This window comes from Glaciimonas sp. GNP009 (assembly GCF_054343755.1).
Genome location: NZ_JBTGUV010000004.1, coordinates 3,732,446 through 3,750,538, shown reverse-complemented (window position 1 = coordinate 3,750,538; position 18,093 = coordinate 3,732,446). Strand labels below are relative to the sequence as shown.

Annotated in this window: 22 protein-coding genes; 18 read left to right on the top strand and 4 right to left on the bottom strand. The window is 53.7% G+C overall.

Annotated elements, in window-relative coordinates:
* The first annotated feature begins 26 nt into the window (after nt 1-26).
* The 13 genes from ACXX82_RS17495 to ACXX82_RS17435 are packed head-to-tail and all read left to right on the top strand — an operon-like array spanning nt 27 to nt 11,146.
* Entirely contained in the window at nt 27-710 is a 684-nt protein-coding gene (locus ACXX82_RS17495) for a phage baseplate assembly protein V (RefSeq protein ID WP_458563373.1), read from the top strand.
* Nucleotides 707-1,048: a GPW/gp25 family protein gene (locus ACXX82_RS17490; RefSeq protein WP_458563372.1), complete on the top strand. Its 342-nt coding sequence runs from the start codon at nt 707-709 to the stop codon at nt 1,046-1,048. The genes ACXX82_RS17495 and ACXX82_RS17490 overlap by 4 nt, the downstream gene beginning before the upstream one ends.
* Nucleotides 1,045-1,932 carry a baseplate assembly protein gene (locus tag ACXX82_RS17485; protein ID WP_458563371.1) on the top strand — a complete coding sequence of 296 codons (888 nt, stop codon included), beginning with the start codon at nt 1,045-1,047 and terminating at the stop codon, nt 1,930-1,932. The genes ACXX82_RS17490 and ACXX82_RS17485 overlap by 4 nt, the downstream gene beginning before the upstream one ends.
* On the top strand, nt 1,925-2,494 hold the full coding sequence (locus tag ACXX82_RS17480; RefSeq protein WP_458563370.1) for a phage tail protein I: 570 nt from the start codon (nt 1,925-1,927) through the stop codon (nt 2,492-2,494). The genes ACXX82_RS17485 and ACXX82_RS17480 overlap by 8 nt, the downstream gene beginning before the upstream one ends.
* 4 nt (nt 2,495-2,498) lie before the next feature.
* A complete protein-coding gene (locus ACXX82_RS17475) occupies nt 2,499-3,944 on the top strand; it encodes a hypothetical protein (protein ID WP_458563369.1) in 1,446 nt (481 codons plus the stop codon).
* Nucleotides 3,926-4,480: a tail fiber assembly protein gene (locus tag ACXX82_RS17470; RefSeq protein WP_458563368.1), complete on the top strand. Its 555-nt coding sequence runs from the start codon at nt 3,926-3,928 to the stop codon at nt 4,478-4,480. Before ACXX82_RS17475 ends, ACXX82_RS17470 begins: the two co-directional genes overlap by 19 nt.
* Before the next feature lie 32 nt (nt 4,481-4,512).
* Entirely contained in the window at nt 4,513-5,685 is a 1,173-nt protein-coding gene (locus tag ACXX82_RS17465; protein WP_458564020.1) for a phage tail sheath protein, read from the top strand.
* A gap of 39 nt (nt 5,686-5,724) precedes the next feature.
* Nucleotides 5,725-6,234 (top strand): phage major tail tube protein, encoded by a 510-nt coding sequence (locus ACXX82_RS17460; RefSeq protein WP_323507249.1) that lies wholly within the window; start codon nt 5,725-5,727, stop codon nt 6,232-6,234.
* A 54-nt stretch (nt 6,235-6,288) separates the two neighbouring features.
* Entirely contained in the window at nt 6,289-6,618 is a 330-nt protein-coding gene (locus ACXX82_RS17455) for a phage tail assembly protein (RefSeq protein ID WP_458563367.1), read from the top strand.
* 8 nt (nt 6,619-6,626) lie between these two features.
* The gene (locus ACXX82_RS17450; protein ID WP_458563338.1) at nt 6,627-6,743 is read left to right on the top strand and encodes a GpE family phage tail protein; all 117 of its coding nucleotides are present in this window, start codon (nt 6,627-6,629) and stop codon (nt 6,741-6,743) included.
* Between the two features lie 24 nt (nt 6,744-6,767).
* Nucleotides 6,768-9,395, top strand: coding sequence for a phage tail tape measure protein (locus ACXX82_RS17445; RefSeq protein ID WP_458563366.1), 2,628 nt, complete (start codon nt 6,768-6,770; stop codon nt 9,393-9,395).
* A 21-nt stretch (nt 9,396-9,416) separates the two neighbouring features.
* A complete protein-coding gene (locus ACXX82_RS17440; protein ID WP_458563365.1) occupies nt 9,417-9,926 on the top strand; it encodes a phage tail protein in 510 nt (169 codons plus the stop codon).
* Entirely contained in the window at nt 9,923-11,146 is a 1,224-nt protein-coding gene (locus tag ACXX82_RS17435; RefSeq protein ID WP_458563364.1) for a phage late control D family protein, read from the top strand. Before ACXX82_RS17440 ends, ACXX82_RS17435 begins: the two co-directional genes overlap by 4 nt.
* A 243-nt stretch (nt 11,147-11,389) precedes the next feature.
* Here the strand turns inward: ACXX82_RS17435 and ACXX82_RS17430 are convergent, their stop codons facing one another.
* Together ACXX82_RS17430 and ACXX82_RS17425 are read right to left on the bottom strand one after the other, a co-directional pair.
* On the bottom strand, nt 11,390-11,806 hold the full coding sequence (locus ACXX82_RS17430; protein ID WP_458563363.1) for a GNAT family N-acetyltransferase: 417 nt from the start codon (nt 11,804-11,806) through the stop codon (nt 11,390-11,392).
* A 60-nt stretch (nt 11,807-11,866) separates the two neighbouring features.
* Nucleotides 11,867-12,334, bottom strand: coding sequence for a hypothetical protein (locus ACXX82_RS17425; protein WP_458563362.1), 468 nt, complete (start codon nt 12,332-12,334; stop codon nt 11,867-11,869).
* Nucleotides 12,335-13,388: 1,054 nt separating this feature from the next.
* Here ACXX82_RS17425 and ACXX82_RS17420 point away from each other — a divergent pair.
* Entirely contained in the window at nt 13,389-15,164 is a 1,776-nt protein-coding gene (locus tag ACXX82_RS17420) for an EAL domain-containing protein (protein WP_458563361.1), read from the top strand.
* A 944-nt stretch (nt 15,165-16,108) separates the two neighbouring features.
* Here the strand turns inward: ACXX82_RS17420 and ACXX82_RS17415 are convergent.
* Nucleotides 16,109-16,549: a helix-turn-helix domain-containing protein gene (locus ACXX82_RS17415; protein ID WP_322236734.1), complete on the bottom strand. Its 441-nt coding sequence runs from the start codon at nt 16,547-16,549 to the stop codon at nt 16,109-16,111.
* A gap of 76 nt (nt 16,550-16,625) precedes the next feature.
* On the opposite strand from ACXX82_RS17415, the gene ACXX82_RS17410 reads away from it, so the two are divergent.
* Genes ACXX82_RS17410 through ACXX82_RS17395 form a run of 4 tightly spaced genes read left to right on the top strand, consistent with a single transcriptional unit; the run spans nt 16,626 to nt 17,549 of the window.
* Nucleotides 16,626-16,859, top strand: a complete 234-nt coding sequence (locus ACXX82_RS17410; RefSeq protein ID WP_458563360.1) for a hypothetical protein — start codon at nt 16,626-16,628, stop codon at nt 16,857-16,859.
* 10 nt (nt 16,860-16,869) lie between these two features.
* On the top strand, nt 16,870-17,067 hold the full coding sequence (locus ACXX82_RS17405) for a hypothetical protein (protein WP_323507260.1): 198 nt from the start codon (nt 16,870-16,872) through the stop codon (nt 17,065-17,067).
* Nucleotides 17,068-17,106: 39 nt separating this feature from the next.
* On the top strand, nt 17,107-17,295 hold the full coding sequence (locus tag ACXX82_RS17400) for a hypothetical protein (protein ID WP_323507261.1): 189 nt from the start codon (nt 17,107-17,109) through the stop codon (nt 17,293-17,295).
* A complete protein-coding gene (locus ACXX82_RS17395; protein ID WP_322236725.1) occupies nt 17,292-17,549 on the top strand; it encodes an Ogr/Delta-like zinc finger protein in 258 nt (85 codons plus the stop codon). The genes ACXX82_RS17400 and ACXX82_RS17395 overlap by 4 nt, the downstream gene beginning before the upstream one ends.
* A gap of 191 nt (nt 17,550-17,740) precedes the next feature.
* Here the strand turns inward: ACXX82_RS17395 and ACXX82_RS17390 are convergent, their stop codons facing one another.
* Nucleotides 17,741-18,022: a hypothetical protein gene (locus tag ACXX82_RS17390; protein ID WP_323507262.1), complete on the bottom strand. Its 282-nt coding sequence runs from the start codon at nt 18,020-18,022 to the stop codon at nt 17,741-17,743.
* Between the last annotated feature and the right edge of the window lie 71 nt (nt 18,023-18,093).

Sequence of the window (18,093 nt, the reverse complement as noted above, 5' to 3'; positions counted from 1 at the left end):
TAAGCGGCTTAGCAACTCGTTGCCAGATGCATTCCGAAGCGCAACACGGCACCATGCATCGCATGACTGCCGACCTCTCCGAAATACTCCGCTTACTCCTGAACCTGATCCGTCTTGGCACCATTGCCGAGATCGATCACGACGCGCAACACGTACGGGTTCAGATCGGCAACAATCTGACCGACTGGCGACCATGGGCGACGACCCGGGCCGGGGACGCGCAAACGTGGTGGCCACCGTCGTTGGGCGAACAGGTGATCCTGTTATCGCCGGAAGGCAACTTTGATCACGCCATTATTTTGCCTGCGGTGTACTCCGATCAGCATGCGTCACCGTCGACGAACCCTGACCATCACACCACACGTTACAGCGATGGCGCGCTCATCCAGTACGATAGCGCCGCCCATGCGTTAAGCGCCACCTTGCCGGATGGCACCAGCGTGACGGTCGCACCTGGCATAGTCACCTCCAACGCCGACGACACGGTCTGCACGGGCAATCTCACCGTCTTAAAAAATCTGATTGTGACCGGCATGAGTTCACTCAACGGCGGCATGGCGGTCACCCCCGGTGCGGGTGGTGGTGCGGCAGCCGTGATTAACGGTACCCTGACCGCGACCGACGATGTGGTCGCTGGCGGCATCAGCCTAATGAACCACCCGCACGGCGGCATTGAGCGCGGTAGCGACGTGTCGGACGGTCCGCAATGAGCGGCATGCATCGCAGCACTGGCCGTGCATTAACCGGCCTCGCGCATATCCGTCAATCGCTGGCTGATATCCTGACCACACCGATAGGATCCCGCGTGATGCGCCGTGGTTACGGGTCCGAAGTGCCGGATCTAATCGATCAGCCATTACATGGCGCCACGACCTTACGCATTTATGCGGCGACTGCGCATGCGGTGCGTTTGTGGGAACCGCGTATCAATCTGACCGGCTTACAACTACAGCGTGACACCAATGGCAAAGCGACTCTGCTGCTCGATGGCGTGGCCGCTGAACAAAGTGTGCAACTGACGGTGCCGGTTAGTCAGGGTGGCGTATGAGTACCTCGGCGATTGACCTCTCGCGCTTACCGGTACCGAACATCGTCGAAGCGCTGGACTTCGAGACTATACTCGCTGAACAGCTGGATGACCTGATCCTTCGGGACGCGACCTTCGACGGCTTGCAGGAATCCGATCCGGCCATGAAGATTTTACAAGTGACCGCCTATCGTGAGCTATACATACGCCAGCGCGTCAACGAAGCGGCCCGCGCCCTGATGCTGGCCTATGCAATGGATAGCGATCTGGATCACCTGGGCGCATTGATGGATGTGCCGCGTCTGGTCGTCACGCCTGCCGATCCCGACAAGGGAACTGATGCGGTGATGGAATCGAATGCAGATTTGCGCAAGCGTATCCAGCTGGCCCCGCACGGCTTCTCGGTCGCCGGTCCCGAAGGTGCGTACATCTTTCATGCACTCGGTGCCGATGGTCGCGTGCTCGATGCGTCGGCGACCAGTCCGTCGCCCGGTCAAGTGATCGTGACGATCCTGTCACGCGAAGGTGACGGAACGGCTACACCCGATTTACTAGAACTTGTTGCGTCACGACTTGGGGCCGATAACGTGCGCCCGCTCACCGATTACGTCCTGGTCGAATCGGTCGAGATTGTGCGCTATCAGGTTCGCGCCACCTTGTTCACGTTTCCCGGTCCGGATGCGACCGTCGTCCTCCTGGAAGCACAGAAGCGCATGGCGCAATACGTGATCGATACCCACCGCATCGGACGCGTGCCGACCTTGTCAGGCATCTATGCCGCCTTACACGTCGACGGCGTCGAACGCGTGGAGTTGACATCTCCCACCATGGACCTCCCGGTGACGCGCCGTCAGGCACCGTTCTGTGACGATATCGTAGTCGACTATGGCGGTGTGTATGAGTAGGCCGGTTCCCTCATCATATCGGTCGTTACTGCCACCCAACACCACGCCACAGGAACGCGCCCTGGAAGCGACGACCGCCCGCATCTCCGCTGTGCCGGTACCGCTGCGCACGCTGTATCAATCGGACACCTGCCCAATCAATTTATTGCCATGGCTGGCGTGGCAATTGTCGGTCGACAGCTGGAAACCGTACTGGAGTGAAGAAGTCCGGCGCGCCCGCGTGCGCAGCGCCATGGCAATCCACCGCCAGAAGGGCACCGCCCAATCCGTCAAAGATGTGGTCGCCGCGTTCGGAGGCGCGATCCTGCTTAACGAATGGTGGCAACAATCGCCCAAGGGTGAACCGCACACCTTTGATTTGCTGATGACCTTGAGTGGCGCAGGCGGCGCATCCGCGACCGCTGCCTTTGTCGACGACGTCATCGCCGAAGTCAACCGGACCAAGCCGGTGCGCAGTCATTTTACGTTCACCCAAGGGTTGAATACCTTTGCTGCGATTGCAGTCGTCACCGCGCTGCGTCCTGTGATCTACGCCCGACTACACCTTACGGAAGCACCCTAATCCTATGTCCGGAATCTCCATCATCACCACCAAAGCCGGTCGCGCCGCCTTAGTCAACGCCGAACACAACGGCACCGCACCATTGACCGTGACGCATATCGGTCTCACCGCCGCCGTGTTCACGCCCGACGACGACCTGGTTGATCTACCCGGCGAATTCAAACGGCTCGATGCGCTCTCAGGGGAAGTCGTGGGTGCGGGCACGATCCACGTCACCATCCGCGACGATGGCACCGACACCTATACGGTGCGCGGGATCGGCTATTGGTTGAGTAATGGTGTCTTGCTTGGTGTCTACGGTCAGCCTGACCCGATCCTGGAGAAGTCCGCGCAGTCGATGCTGCTGTTGTCGGCCGACACGATTTTTACGACGATTGATGTCACCAATTTAACCTTTGGCAACGCCAATTTTACCAATCCCCCGGCCACCACCTCCCGCCAAGGCGTGGTCGAACTGGCGACTTTTACTGAGACCGTGGCAGGAAGCGATCCGACCCGTGCGGTGACGCCAGCCGGACTGACACCGGCGCTGGCCAACGCTATCGATCACCACAAAGAAGAAATCGATCCGCATCCTGGTTATCTCACTGATGCACGGGGTGACGCACTGTATTTCCGCACACTCGACGCCGTGACCGACAGTGACACCGATTGCGACACCTTACTGACCACTGGCGTACGCGACGTGCTGGTGGCCAATGACCGCGGCATCCTCGCGGCCACCCATTTACCACTGGACGGCGATGGCTTCGGAACGTTGATCACGCTGCACGGTGGTCAGTTTGTACGCCAGCTCTATACCGAAGGCGGCACCAGCCAGCGCAGTTGGGAACGCACCGGCTTTACCGGACAGGAGCCGACGTTCAAGGGCCGTGCATGGAAACTACTATGGGATACCGTGACGTTTGATCCTGCTCACAAGCAAGACACGCTCGGTTATACGCCGGTCCAGCAAGGCACCGGTATCGGACAAACGCAGAACCCGGTCAAGATTGGCTGGAGCGAAAACGACGGTCTGAAGGTGACGGTCGATGTTTCCGACCTTGGCACGCTGGTGTTGCAAAGCGCGCTCAACGACGCATTGCGCTACAAGGTCACCGGCAACGCAAATATCCGGCTGCAATGGGACGGACGCGGCGGTCAGCCGACGTGGGTGCATGGCGGCTATGACAATCCCAGTGATTGCGCGTTGTTTAATCCAGCCACTTTCAACGTCAATTACGCCAATAGTACGAACTATGCCAACAGTGCAGGCGTGGCGACGTATGCCCACCAGCTGGTAGGCGCTGGCTTATCAGAAAACAGTATCGGCTCCTACCGCTTAAACAAAAACCATGGCTCACCGGAAGTCGGCGGGGCATGGCAGTTACGCGGCTGGGCGTATGACAACGGCACCGGCAACGATGGTGGTATCGGCACACGGGCAGCATTATGGCAAAGGGTCGGATGATGGCAACGCGCAACAAAGTAATAAAAACAAACAAGAACGCTATAGCAACGGCCATGCCGGACGAAGCGACACCACCGGCGTCCATCGTGCCACCGGCGCTGCCGGTCGACCGCTTTACCTACGCGGATGTGCGCACGCCAGTGCGGCAGGCCAACGGGATCCGGTGCGACGTCAAATTTGACGCCAATGAAAACTATTGGTCCTTTTTAGCGACGCCTGACGATGTCGAACCGCATGGACGCGCGATTTATGCCGAATGTGACAGCGGTCGGTGGGGGCCGGTACCGGATTATTACCCGAGCGATGGCGAACTGGTCGCCACCGCCATCGAGCGCATCGGCAACGGCGTACGGGTCGCCACCACGGCGATTACCAAATATCAGGACCGCGTCGATATCGACGACGCCACACCGGCCGATAGCGTCTTGCTCAGGGCATGGAAAACCTACCGTGTCGGTCTCAATCGGATCATCGACCAGCCCGACTATCCGCATCGTCTGACGTGGCCGGTCTGTCCGGACGTCATCTCTTTTTAATCACGCATTACTTATTACTTACAGGAGTTGTTATGGCAGACGATTATCACCATGGCGTGCGCGTCCTCGAAATCAACGAAGGCACGCGCCCGATCCGCACCATCAGCACCGCCGTCATCGGTCTGGTGGCCACCGCAGAAGATGCCGATCCGTTGACGTTTCCGCTGGACACGCCAGTGTTACTGACCAACGTGATTGCGGCCCTCGGCAAAGCCGGAAAGAAAGGAACACTGCGCCGCACACTGGAAGCCATCGGCGCGCAAACCAAACCGTTCACCATCGTTGTCAGGGTAGCCGAAGGCGACGATGAAGCGGCGACCACCACCAACGTCATCGGTACCGTAACGGCCAGCGGCAAATACACCGGCATCAAAGCCTTGCTGGCCGCCCAGGGCAAACTCGGGATCAAACCACGCATCCTCGGTGCGCCGGGACTCGACACTCAGGCGGTGACCAATGCACTGGTTAGCGTGGCCCAGCAACTACGCGGCTTTGTGTATGCGTCGGCGTGGGGTTGTTTGACCAAAGAAGATGCGGTCGCCTATCGCAAAGACTTCGGGCAGCGTGAACTGATGCTGATCTGGCCGGACTTTGTCAGCTGGGATACGGCGACCAATGCTGAGGCCAGCATTCCCGCGGTCGCCTATGCACTGGGATTACGCGCCAAGATCGACCAGACCATCGGCTGGCATAAAACCTTGTCGAATATGCCGGTCAATGGCCCGACCGGGATTTCCAGCGATGTGTTCTGGGACTTGCAGGATCCGGCCACCGACGCCGGATACCTGAACGGCAAAGAAGTCACCACGCTGATCAACAATGGCGGCTTTCGCTTCTGGGGTTCGCGCACCTGTGAAGTGCCGGAATTCTTCTTTTTTGAAAACTACACCCGCACGGCCCAAGTGCTGGCCGACACGATAGCGGAAGCGCATTTTACGTATGTCGATAAACCGTTGCATCCGTCGCTCGTCAAAGACTTGATCGAAAGCATCAATGCCAAATTCCGCGACTTGAAAGCACAGGGCTACATCATCGACGGCAGTGCCTGGTACGACGAAGCGTTCAACAGCAAAGACACCTTAAAAGCCGGAAAGCTGGCGATTGATTACGACTACACACCCGTTCCCCCGCTAGAAAATCTGGTATTCCAGCAACGTATTACCGACCGCTATCTGGCCGATTTCGCGAGCCGCATCACCGCGTAATCAGCCACTACAGGCAACCCTTTATTTGGAGAAAGACCCATGGGCTTACCCAACAAACTCAAAGACTTTAATCTGTTCAACGATGGCGCATCCTACATGGGACTGGTGCCAGAATTAACGTTACCGAAACTCAGCCGCAAGATGGAGGAATACCGTGCCGGTGGCATGAGCGGCCCGATCATGGTCGATATGGGGAACGAAGCGCTCACCCTCGAATGGACCGCTGGCGGCTTAATTGTCGACGCCTTAAAACAGTACGCCGCCAAGGCCCACAACGCGGTGCAACTACGCTTTGCCGGTGGCTACCAAAATGACGATACCGGTGAGGTGGCAGCGGTCGAAGTCGTCGTGCGCGGACGCCATAAAGAAATCGATATGGGCTCCAGTAAAGTCGGCGACGACACCACCCACAAGTACAGCACCGCCGTCAGTTATTACAAACTCACCGTCGACAACGTGGACCTGATCGAACTCGATTTTATGAACTGTATCGAGAACATCAATGGCGTGAGTATGAACGATGCGTTGCGTGCAGCCATCGGTTTGTAAACACCAGGTCAACCGTATCAACCCTTTATTTATTTCATTTAAAAAGAGCACACCATGTCCACCGTCAAAACTTTCGCCGCACCTGTTTCCTCCAACCACGTCACCGTCATCCTGGACGAACCGCTACAGCGCGGCGACACCGTCATCACCGAGATCCAGTTACGCAAACCAAAAGCCGGAGAGTTGCGCGGCGTCTCACTGGTCGATGTTGCCAACCTCGATGTAATGGCCCTGCAAAAAGTATTACCGCGCATCACGCAACCAATTTTAACTATGCAGGATGTCAATAATCTCGACCTTGCCGATCTGATGGCGTTGGGGGCCGAGGTAGCGTATTTTTTAGCGAAGAAAGCGGATCGGAACATGGTCTCCCCGACCGCGTAGAAAACGCCATGGCCGATATCGCCGTGGTGTTCCACTGGGATCCGGCGGCGATGGCAGATTTTACGTTAAACGAACTGATGGACTGGCGCGAACGCGCACGCTTGCGCAGCACCGCAGAACAATAAATAAAGAAGTTATAGAAAGCAACCATGGCGGACCTCCGACTACAAGTGATCATGACCGCGCTCGACAAAGTCACCGGTCCGCTCAAAAAAATACAGGCTGCAGCATCGCCGACCGCCAAAGCCATCAAAGCCACCAGTGACCGCCTCAAAGAACTCGGTAGCCAGCAAAAGAAACTCAACGCATTTCTCGAATTGAAACGCGGCCTTAAAACCACGTCGGTCGAACTACGCAATGCGCAGCAGCACGCCAAAGCCATCGGCGATCAACTCGGCACGCTGACCACCCAAGCGACTCCGGCCGCTGCCGCAGTAAAAAAACTGAGCGCCGAATACAAGAAGTCACAAGCCGTCGTTGAAAAATTGAAGAGCACCTACCGCGCCAATCTGGAAACCAATAAGCAACTCAACACCGCGCTCACCGCCACCGGCATGAGTACCAAAAATTTAAGCAAGGCACAGGCGTGGCTCAAAGACAGCGTGGCCTATGCCAACGCCGAATTAGCGGCGCAACAAAAGAAGCTAACTAGCATTGCCCGTCAGCAAGAGCGCATGGGTGCGGCACGGCAGCGCCTGCACACGACCCGTGCCACAGCGGGCAATGTCGCCATGGCGGGCGCAGGCATGACCGCAGCAGGCGTGGCCAGCGGTATGCCTATCCTTAAAACAGTCAAGGACTTCATGCGCTATGAGGACAGCATGGTCGGGATCGCCAAACAGGTCGACGGGGCACGCGATGGCAATGGCAAGCTGACTGCCACCTATTACGACATGGGCAGCGCGATGCGCGAACTGGCCACCCGGATTCCGATGGCGACGACGGAACTGATCGACCTGACAGTCGCTGGTGCGCGCATGGGCATTCAGGGCAAAGACAATCTGCTGGCCTTCACCACCAACAATGCCAAGATGGCGACGGCGTTTGAGATGCCAGCGGGCGAGATCGGCGACCAGATGGGCAAGATCGCCGGAATTTTTAAGATTCCGATCCAGAGCCTCGACAAGCTCGGAGATGCGATCAATTATCTGGACGATAACGCGATCTCCAAAGGCGCCGATATCATTGGTGTGTTACAAGGCGATCTGGCTGGTGCCGCGTCCACCATCGGCCTGTCGGTAAAAAATGCCGCTGCCTTGGCGTCCACACTACTAACACTGGGCGAATCCCCTGAACGGGCCGATACCGCCTCGTCCGGCATGCTGCGCCAGTTGCAAATAGCGAAAATGAATCCTGAACGGTTTCAGGTCGGTGCCAGGATGATCGGCATGCGCAGTAAAGATTTACAACTTGGCATGATTACCGATGCGCAGAAGACCATCCTGACGGTGCTCGATAAAATCAACGCACTACCGACCGAATCCAAGATGGAAGCGGTGACCCGTTTATTCGGCAAAGACTGGGGCGGCGCGATTGCCAAGCTGGCCGGTGGCGTCGGCGAATACCGGCGACAGTTAGAACTGGCCAATGGTGAAGCCGCCAAGGGCAGTATGGACCGCGAGTTTCAGGCGCGGCTCGATACCCTATCGGCCAAATGGCAACTTTTACAAAACAAAGTGTTCGGCTTCTCGGCCATGACCGGTAGCACCTTAAAACCGGCACTGACCGACATCATGGAGACCATCGGGCGCGTGACCGAACGCCTGTCCTTCTGGATTGAGGCGAACCCGCAACTGACGGGTACGCTCCTCAAAATTGCCGCCGTGCTGGCCGTCATACTGGTGGTGCTGGGCGTGCTGGCGCTCGGTGTCGCCGCCATCCTCGGCCCGTTTGCGATCATGCGCTTTGTGCTGAGCGCCATCGGGTTACAAGGTGGGATCGTGATTCCGGTATTAAAAGGTATCGGCGCAGCCTTGCTGTTTGTCGGCGGTGCCATGAAAGGCGCGTTCCTCTTCCTGCTAACCAATCCCATCGGCTGGACCATCCTCGCGATTGTGGCAGCGCTGGCCACACTCGCTGGCGCGGGCTATTTGATCGTTAATAACTGGACGTCGATTAAGAGCGTGTTATCCGATGCGTGGGCAGGCATCACCACCGTGTTTAGCGGTGGTATCGGTGCCGTCAGCGCCCGGATTCTGAACTGGTCGCCACTCGGGCTGTTTTATACCGCCTTTGCGGGCGTGCTGCGCTGGTTCGGGATCGATCTGCCCGCCACCTTTACCGGTTTTGGTAGCAACATCATGCACGGCTTAGTCAACGGCATGTCCGGCGCACTGGGGGCAGTCAAAACGACGATCACCGGCGCGGGGGAAAACGTCATTGGCTGGTTCAAAGACAAGCTCGGCATCCGTAGCCCGAGTCGAGTCTTTGCCGCCTTCGGTGACGATACGATGCAAGGCCTCGCCCTCGGTCTGCAGCGCAGTGAAGACGCACCGGTCAGACAGGTCGGTACCATGGCAAAACGCCTCACGCAACTCGGCGCGGGTATTGCCATCGGTGCTGCCGCAATCCCCGCGATGGCGTTTGATACCCGCACACCAATGGCAGCGCGTGGCAGCAACAGCGGCACCGTGTTCCAGGGCGACACGATCCAGATCATCATCCAGACCACACCCACCATGGATGGCAACGCGATTGCGCAAGCGGTGGCAAAAGCACTCGACCAGCGCGACCGCGAAAAGCGCGCACGTCAGCGTTCCAGCCTCCATGACTATTAATTTACTATAAGGACTCACCGCATGATGATGGCCCTCGGCATGTTCGTCTTTAGCCTCCCCACGCTGGCCTATCAGGAACTGCAACGCCAGACCGAATGGAAGCACGTCAGCAACGCCCGTGTCGGGGCGCGTGACGCGTTTCAGTTCACCGGCAAGGGCGACGACACCATCACGCTCTCCGGCTGGATAGCGCCCGAACTGACCGGTTCGCTCTATGCGCTCGACGCATTACGACTGATGGCAGATACCGGCAAGTCATGGATACTGATTCAGGGAACCGGACGGATTTATGGCGCGTATATCATCACCAGCATGACCGAAGGTAAAACGCATCTCGGAGCCGACGGCAATCCGGGCCGCGTCGAGTTTGCGATCACCCTCAAATGCACCGATGACGATGTGCGCAATACGTTGCGTAACCTGGGCAACATCGGCACCCTGCGCGATATGCTCACCCTCGATGGGCTGGCCAACAATGTGAACGCGGTCAATGGGATAGGCGACATCGTCAACGGAATCGTCAACCGATGAACGACCTTATCCCCGACTTCCGTGTCACCTTAGATGGACGTGACCTGACCGATATCATCCGTCCACGCCTGATTAACCTCACGCTGACCGAATGCCGCAAGGAGTCCGCCGACCAGCTCGACCTTGCACTAGACGATACGGACGGTCAACTTGCCATTCCCTCCAAAGGCGCAAAGATCCATTTACACATCGGCTGGAAACATAGCGGCCTGGTCGACAAAGGCACGTTTACCGTCGATGAAGTCGAACACAGCGGCGCACCCGACACCATCACGTTACGCGCCCGGACTGCTAATCTGATCGACACCTTTCGGCAAGTCGAAGAACATAGCTTCCATGACACGACGCTCGGCGCGATCATTGAAGTCATTGCTTTTAGGCAGCAACTCACAGCCGGGATTGCCGATGGGTTACGTCACGTCGCGGTCAAACACATCGACCAGACGCGCGAGAGTGACGCGGCGTTTTTGCGACGACTCGGCAAGCAATACGATGCTGTTGCGACCGTTAAAAACGATACGCTGATTTTTATGCCCGCCAGCCGCAGCCAGACCGTCTCCGGCAAGCCATTACCCCCAATCGATATCACGCGGCAATTCGGTGACAGCCACCGCTATCACAGTGCCGAACGCGACAGCTATACCGGTGTGCGAGTGTTCTGGCAGGATGATAAGCAAGTCCTGCGTCGTAGCGTGGTGGCGGGGACAGCAGGCAACGCCAAACGCCTGCGCACCACCTATGCCAACGAAGCGGATGCCCGCACGGCAGCGGTCGCCGAATGGCTGCGCATCCAGCGCGGACTGGCGACGTTTGAACTAACACTGGCCGTAGGTAATCCCGAACTGATGCCGCAATCACCGGTCACGGTATCGGGCTTTAAAGCGGCGATAGACAATGTCGAATGGTTGACGGCGAAAGTCACGCATAGCATCGGCAGCAATGGCTTTACCACCGCTATCGAACTGGAAACCAAAACGGAGGAAGCGGAAGTGCAACGCGAAGAACAGACTGATCCGGACGAGGGAATCACTGGCGTCACGGCAGCGTGGCGCGATAAGGTCAGCAAGCGTCAAGGGGAGGAACTGGCGGGCGCTCGTGGCAATCCGAAGGCACTGCAACACCTCTACGTCAGTAAGCAAAGCGCCACCCGCGCCGCCCAACTCGAATGGGAAAAGATACGGGAGCGGCGGGAGATTATTAAAGAAAATAGCCTGCAATGACGGGTTCGTTGAATAGAGACGATACACTCATCGTCCGTTAACCTAGAAGTTGTAAATTCAATGCGAAGGTGGGAATCTAATAATATAGTCTTCGCCTTATAAAAAAAAGGTTATCCGTTTTTCAATATTTAAATGTACTGTCACTGGTACTGTCAAAAATAATTCCTTGAGGCTTGGCCATTCTCGTAATACATCGCACATTTTTGCGCCACTGCTGAATAAAACAAGAAAAGTTAAAATCTTTCAAGACGGCGTATATCGCATCGAATGTCCGTCATTTGAACACTCTACGTGGAGCTTAGCGAACCCACATCGTTCAAAAAATTTACGGCGCTTTGTGCCGTCACATCGCAAAACCATTGATTTACCGATTGCATGTTTGGCTATTAAATCCTGCACAAACGATTCTCCATTACCTTTTTCTCGGCACTCTTCAGAAATATAAAAATACCAGAGAATTATATGGTCGGACTTGTTGGAATCTCGGGGCGGACGTAAGATCGCAAAACCATGCGGGCGCTTCTCAATGAATGCTCCATCAGCCAATATTGCTTCAGTTATTTTCTGAGCCGTTGTTGGGTCAAATTCCTCACCAAAATCCTGAGAGTGATCTTGGACAAATTGTGCAAGTTTTTCGTCTGTCTGGTCGATAAACATCATTTATCTTTCTTTTCGCTTCACCTGTTGTGACGAAAAGATATGCCGAACCGTCTTGGTTCATTATTGCCAAAGAGCCGCAGCATACCAATAGTGTTTTATTTTTCCAATTATCGTGTCAGTTCGCATTAACGGGGAATACGTATTGGGAATCAGTCCATGACTGTCAATAACGGTGTAAGAAATAGCTCCGTTATCCATCCCAACGCCAGACTGAAGATCCAGCATGGATTTAGGAAGCGAACATTTCCAATTATCCTTATCCACAAAAATCAAAGAGCCCAAAGAATGATTTTCTACCTGACCTCGATCCTCATTGAAAATCGCGCAACCCCCAGTCAGAGGATTGGCCTTAACTAAAATTTTGCGAGTAACACCCTCTTCTGCACATGTATCTAGGGACCTAGTTGAGTATTTAATGCATCCAAATTCATCACCACTAAAAGATTCCGATGAAAATCCAGTGCTGGGCCATCCTGAAAATAAAATCAAAGAAAAAATAATCGCAGTTACATAATCAGTTGTATCCATTTGTCTACTTTATGTTTGTTTTTAAGTAATGCAACACCCCTTTGGAGGTTGCTGATGGGTAATTTCCTTTGTAGCAAGAGCTTGTCCCATATAAGGACAAATAACTTAACAAAATACACTATTGATTGCTGGAGGACAGCACTATTCCGAAGTATGACTTTTATGTTTAAAAAATAGTCCCTTACATTTTGGTCATCCTCATATTTATGCGCACCCTTAATGAACGCTTTTAAGCGTACTTGCATTGCCTATAGTCAATTTGGGGACTGTGAGTTATAGGTGGCATAGGGGCTTAGCTCAAACCAGAGTTGACATTCTAGAAGTGTCTGTACCAAAGCGATCCAGTACGACCACAAAAAATAGATTAGCTCCACGTCTGCAAAGCAGTCCGAATAGGATAGTGATTTGCTGTCGCGACCGACGGCAGTCGATCCACAAGAGTCTTTCACGTTTTTCGTACCATCGGCGGCAATGCAGCGATTGCTGTCGCTGGTCATCAATGAGGCGGCCATTAATGACTAATTGTATTCGGTTTCCTCATATAGGATTTCGGGATGCTACTCAAGGGTGCTTTACGGCCATTCGCCGCTTTAGGGGCAGCTCACGAAACGGGAAAAATTGTACGCCAAAGCTGATTGTTCTCGATTGATCAAGTTACGGTATTGATGCGCGAGTGCTGTGGAATAGGCAACAATCATAAAAATAGAAGAGAAATTGCCATTCATATTAATTGAAGCGTTATTTCTGCTGGTGCCAAAGAGACTAGCTTCCATTCCTGCTGCGAAGCGACCAGCAACGTCCTTGGCAGGAAATGCTGCGCGCTGCGTACGAGATGGTGGAATATACGTTCACCATGCTGCAATCTCGAGCATGCTGATGCGTGGCAATAAGTTATCGAGGAATAATGCCAAAATGACTATTTTAAAAATACAAGCGTTGCTTTTAAACAGTTACTATAAGGTAATAATTAAATTCTACGATATTGTCAATTTCACTAATTTTAAATCTTAGAGCAATGGCAAAATCAACAACACTTGTGTGCGTAACGGCGCCCATGCAGGAGACTGTCATTAAAGAACTCGCACTAGCGCGTCAGTGGGACAAATACGACGCCTCGACTAGCCTGTCCAACCTTAGCTCAATCCGAGAACGCATCGACTGCGCCTTGCACCGGTCACGCCGCACTAAATCGAGCGTGATATTGTTGCACATCGATATTGATGGCATCCAGCTGGTCAGCGAGACTCACGGTCAGGAAATCGGAAATCTGTTGCTGGAGACTATCGTCTGTCGCCTGCACGGGGAAATTCGAAAAGGCGAGAGCGCCGTAAGGCTGAGCGACCGTGAATACCTGATCCTGTGCGAGCAAGCCGGGCAAGCCGCTACGATGGCGATCTTGGCGCAACGTATCAATGACACATTGTGTCAACCGGTTTTTATCGCTGGATTGACGCTATCGGTTACAGCGAGCGTGGGTATCGCCATTGATAGCGATGGCGCCCAGACGGCAATCGACATGTTGCGTCATGCCGATGCAGCGATGAAAGTAGCCAAGGAACAGGGGCACAGCAACTGGCAGTTTTTTAGCGAGCAAGTTCAAGAGCAGGCCCAGCAACGCATGAGGATCGCCAGCGCTTTGTCCACTGCCTTGGCGCGCAATGAATTTTCACCTCACTTTCAGCCGATCGTCGTCGCCGATAGTGGGCGCATCGTCGGCGCCGAATTACTTTTACGCTGGAATCCTCCTCAAGGTCCTATCTCTCCAGCCGTCTTTATTCCTATCGCCGAGATGACGGGAGCCATCATTGAAATCGGCTCCTGGGTTTTTATGCAAGCATGCCGGGCCGAAGTCGATTGGCGTGGTCGCTGGGGTGAACAAGCGCCGTATGTGTCAGTAAATGTGTCTACCAGACAATTGAACGATGAGGCGCTGGTCGACGTGTTTGCGCTGGCGCTCCGGATCACGGGAGCGGACCCAGCACGTCTATTACTGGAAATTACCGAGACGGCGCTGATGGCCGATATTGAAAAAAATTTACTGATCTTGCGCGGCCTTGCTGACCTTGGCTTGCGCGTGGCCATCGATGATTTTGGTACCGGCTATTCATCGCTAGCGCAATTGACACGCTTGCCGGTCAATGTATTAAAGATCGATAAAGCATTAATCGACGACATCGACAAGAATCCGGAAAGCCGGGCCGTGATCCGCGCCGTGATTGGCTTGGGCCACACTTTGGGCTTGAAGCTGGTCGCTGAAGGAGTGGAAACTATGGACCAGCAAATTGAATTATGTGCCCAGGGTTGTGATTTCATTCAGGGTTATCGTTTTCATCGTCCGTTGCCGGAAGCGCTTTTTGTCGACGCTGTGGCGCGTGAAATTCGGGATGGTGCCTCAGTTGCAGCAGCGCCCTTGGAATTTTTGATTTATGTCAGCACTGCTACCGCGCCGATGCCGGGGTTAGCGCTTGATGCAATATTGAAGCAGTCGAGTTCGTACAATCGTACGAACGGCATCACGGGCTGCCTGCTTTATCAAGATGGCTATTTTATGCAAATGCTGGAAGGCAAACAGGAAGTCCTAGAAGGCCTAATGGAAAAAATAAAGAGTGACTCGCGTCATAGCGATGTGCTCACCGTCATTGAAGGTCGGGCGCCGCGCCGTATCTTTATTGATTGGAGTATGGATTTTAGGGACTTGATGCAGGGGGGAAATAAATCAGATTTCCAGCAATGGCAAAAGCGCACTATTAGCTTTGTCGAACTGGCTGAAGATGCGCGCACTTGCTATATGTACATCACATCGCATATGAGAAAAATAGCCGTCGCATAAAGTAAAAGTGACAGTATGTTGTATCTGCTGGGTGAATAATGTACCGGAAAGCGAACGAGTAAGAATTCGACTTAATACACGATTGATTTTGAGGAAAGTGATTCTGCGTTTTTACGCAGCCCTCTGTATATTGCAGATATTTACATGCTTTAAACGTGTTGCATCGACTGGTTCAATCCGCCCTGCATTGCCGCCCTTGGCAAGAAAAGCTGGGATGACTTTTTTGGGTCGAGATCTGCCTGTCAAGCTCTTCAAAACCAACCATTCGTTGAATAATCTCCGTCAACGGCCGATCCACCATCCTAAGCTGCCATTCGTTCAAATGCAGATGAAAACACATTTGCATAGAACTGGTTGATCTCTTATCGAAGCGCAATGACCGCACACAGTCTGAAGCGGCCGGTAAGCCGGGAATGGCCACCGGCCGTAATTGGCCGAAAGCTGCCAGTTGCTGTTGCCTGGTACTTATTTATAATGGGCAACGTTATCGGAAAAACTGACAGATGCTGAGTTTGTATAAATTAGTAATCATGGTCTTTGCGATGGCGACCAATCGCACTAAATTACGCACGTGTTTGATTAGATGTAGCGCTGAACGATAGCCAGAGCTACCGCACTACCGAATTCGCGATCTTTCAATCATGTGCCAACGCGGAGGGAGGTTCTTGCCGGGACTCAAACACTCTAAAATTTCGCCGGTCACCAGCACCTTGGCGCGCCCTACTGGATAGTCTTTACGCTCTACCGTGCAAACCAATAACGGCGGTATGACCCCTGCATCTGCGTCTGGCGCTATCTGATACATCGCCCAACTGCTGATCGCGACAAATACAATCAGGACGAAGGAAAGGGGCTTATCAAGGACGTGCGATTGATGTACATCACAGATAACTACTTGGCCAACATCCCCTTGGAATGCTGGCCTATCGCTGGCCAATAGACGGTCACTCTGGAATAGTATTTTTCTTTTTTTTCCGACCACCCATGTTAAACGTTTGGGGAGCGTTTATTCCGCCAACAATTTGTTGACCAACTTTTCCATGATTAATAAAGGCTGGTGATTCCGGCGGTTGTTTAGGATCGCTCAAACCATCAATCATACCGAGTACACCGGCTTTACCGCGAATGTCTAAAGCACGATAGCTTGCTACAAGCTCACTTTCTTCTGCTGCCAAAGTTGCTGCCCCGATCTTTCCGGTAAGCACGTATTGCACATCCACACCGGCCTCAGCAATCGCAGCCAAATAAGAAGAATCTGGATTTCGGGTACCGTTTTCATAATTAAACTGGGCACCTTTTTTAACTCCACCGATAGCTGCAAATTCGTCTTGGTTAAGGCCTAAGCGCTTCCGTTCAAGCCTTAATCTATCAAAAATATTACTCATTTAAATAATAAACCTATTAAATCACTCAAATGAGTGATATATTTGAGCCATTCCTAGCAATGACAAATTCTACACCATGAAAATACAACAAAAACTTAGTCGCTCACCAAAAGGCATTCTGGGCGGCCCGCTATACCTTCGTCTTAGGACCGAAGAGATGGCCCGCGTCGAGCAGCATGCCGCCGCTGACAATCGGTCACGTGCTAATTTTTTACGCATTGTGACGTTGCTCGGTCTGGACGCGTACGAGAAAGAAACTGCGCGTTTGTCCGATCTCTCCACCCAGTTGACCTCTTCAAGTCATCCATAAAGGACACGTCATGTATCCCGACACCAAGCGCATTCGCCATAACCGGCTGACCCTTCGTTTTGATGATTACGAGCATGACCTGATTCAGGCACTTGCCAATTATCAGGGCGAACAGCCGTCCACTTTGCTGCGCCAGATGGTATTGCGTGAAGCAGCGTTCGCATTAGGCCTTGGCGACAAGGACATAGTAGTCGGCAATGCGGCCTAAACCCAGACCGCAGTGCGCTAACAAAGAGCCGACGAAAAGATGCCAGATCAAGAAATTATCGTGACCGATGCAGAACATGACTTGTTGGAACGTGTGCGCCAGCAGCAAGGGCTGCACAGTGTGGAGCAAGCGGCAGAGTGGCTGGTGAAGTCGCGCATACGTAAGCAATCGAAGCAGATATCCGGCAGAGGCCGGGCGCTGTATGCGGTGGACAGGAAGCCATTATGAGAGTCATCAGTTTGCCTTGCCCCCATTGCGGCGAACGGGTGCGCGCCGCTAAAAGCCGCACGATGTCGAACCTGATGAAAGAGATCACGTACATGTGCCAGAACCCGGAATGTGGTCACACCTTTGTGGCGAGTCTCGAAGTATTGCGCACGTTATCGATGTCCGCGATTCCGAACCCAGATGTACGGATCCATTTGTCGCAGCACGTCCGCAACGCTTGCGCCAATCAACTGGCGTTATTTAAAAGTGAATGAGGCCGTCATGACTGCTCACCACCTTACTGCGCCTTCGTAATTATCCGCTAGCGAGCTTCCCTTTTTACGTTGTAGCCGGTCATGCCTGAATTCAGGCATGCGGGATTTTTTCGCCCTTAAATAAGGAAAACACGATGGAATATGTGAATACCCCAGTACTGCAGGATCAGGACAGCACGAAAAAAATGGCGTTAGCGTGCGCTAAATATAGCGTCATAACCATCCTGTGGGTGGTCCAGGGCTTCCAGCTCATCGATCATATTGAGTTCAACCAATTGATAGATGGCATCCATAAACAGCGTCAGTCCGGTGACGCCGATAACACGGTAGATCTCGCCCTGTTCGTTACGGATGCCGATGATCATTCGTTCTTTTCTGACGGCACTTATTTCCAGGGAATGCGGTTTAAGTTTGTTGAGAATTTCAGCGTCAAATTTCCCAATTTGTTGAGTGGCGATGAGGGTAGTTTTCAAGAGATACCTTCCGTTGTTTTAAAAGAGGTACCACGACCAGACTTGGCCAGGTACGCACGCAAGTATCTCCG